The organism is Pseudactinotalea sp. (assembly GCF_048594945.1).
Classification (GTDB): Bacteria; Actinomycetota; Actinomycetes; order Actinomycetales; family Beutenbergiaceae; genus Pseudactinotalea.
This window is the reverse complement of the sequence record NZ_JBMDXJ010000022.1, coordinates 1-2,623: the sequence shown is the minus strand read 5'-3', so window position 1 is coordinate 2,623 and position 2,623 is coordinate 1. Positions and strand designations below refer to the sequence as shown.

Annotated in this window: 3 protein-coding genes and 1 pseudogene; all 4 read left to right on the top strand. The window is 68.7% G+C overall.

Annotation, left to right across the window (positions count from 1 at the left end):
* Nucleotides 1–331 (top strand): 50S ribosomal protein L11 (gene rplK, locus ACOJSN_RS01060; protein ID WP_420110656.1); only part of this gene is annotated, 331 nt, incomplete at its 5' end.
* Between the two features lie 94 nt (nt 332–425).
* A complete protein-coding gene (rplA, locus tag ACOJSN_RS01055; protein WP_420110655.1) occupies nt 426–1,136 on the top strand; it encodes a 50S ribosomal protein L1 in 711 nt (236 codons plus the stop codon).
* 432 nt (nt 1,137–1,568) lie between these two features.
* Nucleotides 1,569–2,105: a 50S ribosomal protein L10 gene (gene rplJ, locus ACOJSN_RS01050; RefSeq protein ID WP_420110654.1), complete on the top strand. Its 537-nt coding sequence runs from the start codon at nt 1,569–1,571 to the stop codon at nt 2,103–2,105.
* A 68-nt stretch (nt 2,106–2,173) separates the two neighbouring features.
* Nucleotides 2,174–2,560: pseudogene (gene rplL / locus ACOJSN_RS01045) on the top strand (50S ribosomal protein L7/L12); the annotation flags it as partial.
* Nucleotides 2,561–2,623 lie beyond the last annotated feature (63 nt).

Below are 2,623 nucleotides of genomic sequence, written 5' to 3'. Positions count from 1 at the left end.
CATCAACATCATGGAGTTCATCAAGGCCTTCAACGAGCGGACCGCCGATCTGCGCGGCTACGTCGTCCCGGCCGAGATCACCGTGTACGAGGACCGCTCGTTCACGTTCATCACCAAGACCCCGCCGGCCGCCGAGCTGATCAAGAAGGCCGCAGGCGTGCAGAAGGGTTCCGCGACCCCGCACAGCGCCAAGGTCGCCAGCCTCACCAGCGCTCAGGTCCGTGAGATCGCCGAGCAGAAGATGGCCGACCTCAACGCCCGCGACCTCGACGCCGCCTCCAAGATCATCGCCGGCACCGCCCGGTCGATGGGCATCACCGTCCAGGGCTGATGCCCCCGGCCCGGCCCCACCCGGGGTCGGGCACCACCAGTGGGAGGGCCGCGCGGGCCCGCACCACGACTGCTCACGAACCAAGGAGAAGCAGATGACCACGCGCAGCAAGCAGTACCGTTCGGCCGCCGAGCCGATCGACCGCGACCAGCTCTACAGCCCGGTCGAGGCCGTGCAGCTCGCCAAGAGCGGCGCGAAGACGAAGTTCGACTCGACCGTGGAGGTCGTGTTCCGCCTCGGCGTCGACCCCCGCAAGGCCGACCAGATGGTCCGCGGCACCGTCAACCTGCCGCACGGCACCGGCAAGACCGCTCGCGTCATCGTGTTCGCCAACGGCGACCGCGCCGAGCAGGCCATCGCCGCAGGTGCGGACGAGGTCGGCGGCGACGAGCTGATCGAGAAGGTCTCCGGCGGCTACACCAACTTCGACGCCGCGATCGCCACCCCTGACCTGATGGGCAAGGTCGGCCGCCTCGGCCGCGTGCTCGGCCCCCGTGGTCTCATGCCGAACCCCAAGACCGGCACCGTGACGATGGACGTGGCCAAGGCGGTCAACGACATCAAGGGCGGCCGGATCGAGTTCCGCGTCGACAAGCACGCCAACCTGCACTTCATCGTGGGCAAGGCGTCCTTCGACAACGCGCAGCTGCTCGAGAACTACTCGGCCGCGCTCGAGGAGGTCCTGCGCCTCAAGCCCGCCTCGGCCAAGGGCCGCTACATCACCAAGGCCACGTTGAGCACCACGATGGGCCCCGGCATCCCGCTGGACCCGACCGGCGCTCGCGTCGCCGAGGGCGCTGCCTGAGCGTTCTCTCAACGCCCGACGACGGGGCCGCACCCTTCCTGGGTGTGGCCCCGTCCGCGTCCCCCGCAGGTGCCGTGCGCGTCAAGCCGAACAGGTGGTTCTGCCCGCTTCCGCTGGTCGAGCAGGGGCTTCTGCCCGGTCACCGGACCCATACCGTGCAGAACCCGCTGCTCGAGCGGCCGAGCGCTGGCTGGAGGTGAGGAGCAGAACAGGCGAGGGTGCTGATTTGGTGCGCGCCGCCGTCGTCGGTTACAGTGATCGCTGCCCAAGACCGCCGGTCGCCCGTCACCAGACGGGACGAAGTCCTCAGATGTGGAGCCTGCGCAGGTGAGAGTTCGGCCATCACGCCAGTGAGAACACCCGAGCCCCGCGCCTGCGCGCGGGGCTCTTCGCATGTGTGGGCCCGGTGGCACGAACGACAAGGAGGGGCCCATGGCACGGCCTGACAAGGTGGCAGCGGTCGCCGAGCTCACCGAGCGGTTCAAGAACTCCTCGGCTGCCGTCCTCACCGAGTACCGCGGGCTCACCGTGACCCAGATCAGCGAACTTCGCACGAAGCTGGGCACCGACACGCAGTACGCGGTCGTCAAGAACACCCTGACCGCCATCGCGGCCAAGGAAGCCGGCGTCGACGTCTTCGAAGGGGACCTGGCGCTCGCCGGACCCTCCGCGATCGCGTTCGTCGAGGGCGACCCGGTCGAGGCGGCCAAGAGTCTGCGCGACTTCGCGAAGACGAACCCCAACCTCGTGATCCGCGGTGGCGTCATGGACGGCAAGTCCCTGTCCGCTGCCGAGGTGACCAAGCTCGCGGACCTCGAGTCCCGCGAGGTGCTGCTGGCCAAGGCGGCCGGTGCCATGAAGGCCAAGCTGTTCCAGGCTGCCTACATGTTCACCGCGCCGGCGAGCAAGGCCGTCCGCACCATCGAAGCCCTGCGCGAGAAGCAGGCGTCCACCGGCGAAGCCGCCTGAGGCTGACCCACCCAGTAACCCGCTTCCCGCGAGACATTGATCGCAGGACAACAGGAAGGAACGCCATCATGGCGAAGCTCAGCACTGACGAGCTCATCGAGGCTTTCAAGGAGCTCACCCTCATCGAGCTCTCCGAGTTCGTGAAGCAGTTCGAAGAGGTCTTCGAGGTCACCGCTGCTGCCCCGGCCGCCGTTGCCGTGGCCGCCGGCCCCGCCGCCGGCGGCGCGGGTGGCGACGACGCTGCTGAGGAGCAGTCGGAGTTCGACGTCATCCTCGAGTCGTTCGGCGACAAGAAGATCCAGGTCATCAAGGAGGTGCGCGCGATCACCTCGCTCGGCCTCAAGGAGGCCAAGGACCTCGTCGACGGCGCCCCCAAGCCCGTCCTCGAGGGCGTGGCCAAGGACGCTGCCGACAAGGCCAAGGAGCAGCTCGAGGCTGCCGGCGCCACCGGCACCGGCGGGGGCCGCGGCGGCGACCGGAGCGGCAGCGGTGACCTCGAAGGTCTCCTCGAACGCCTT

Coding starts and splice junctions, on each gene's coding strand:
- rplA (WP_420110655.1), top strand. CDS start 426: ATGACCACGCGCAGCAAGCAGTACCGTTCGGCCGCCGAGCCGATCGAC.
- rplJ (WP_420110654.1), top strand. CDS start 1,569: ATGGCACGGCCTGACAAGGTGGCAGCGGTCGCCGAGCTCACCGAGCGG.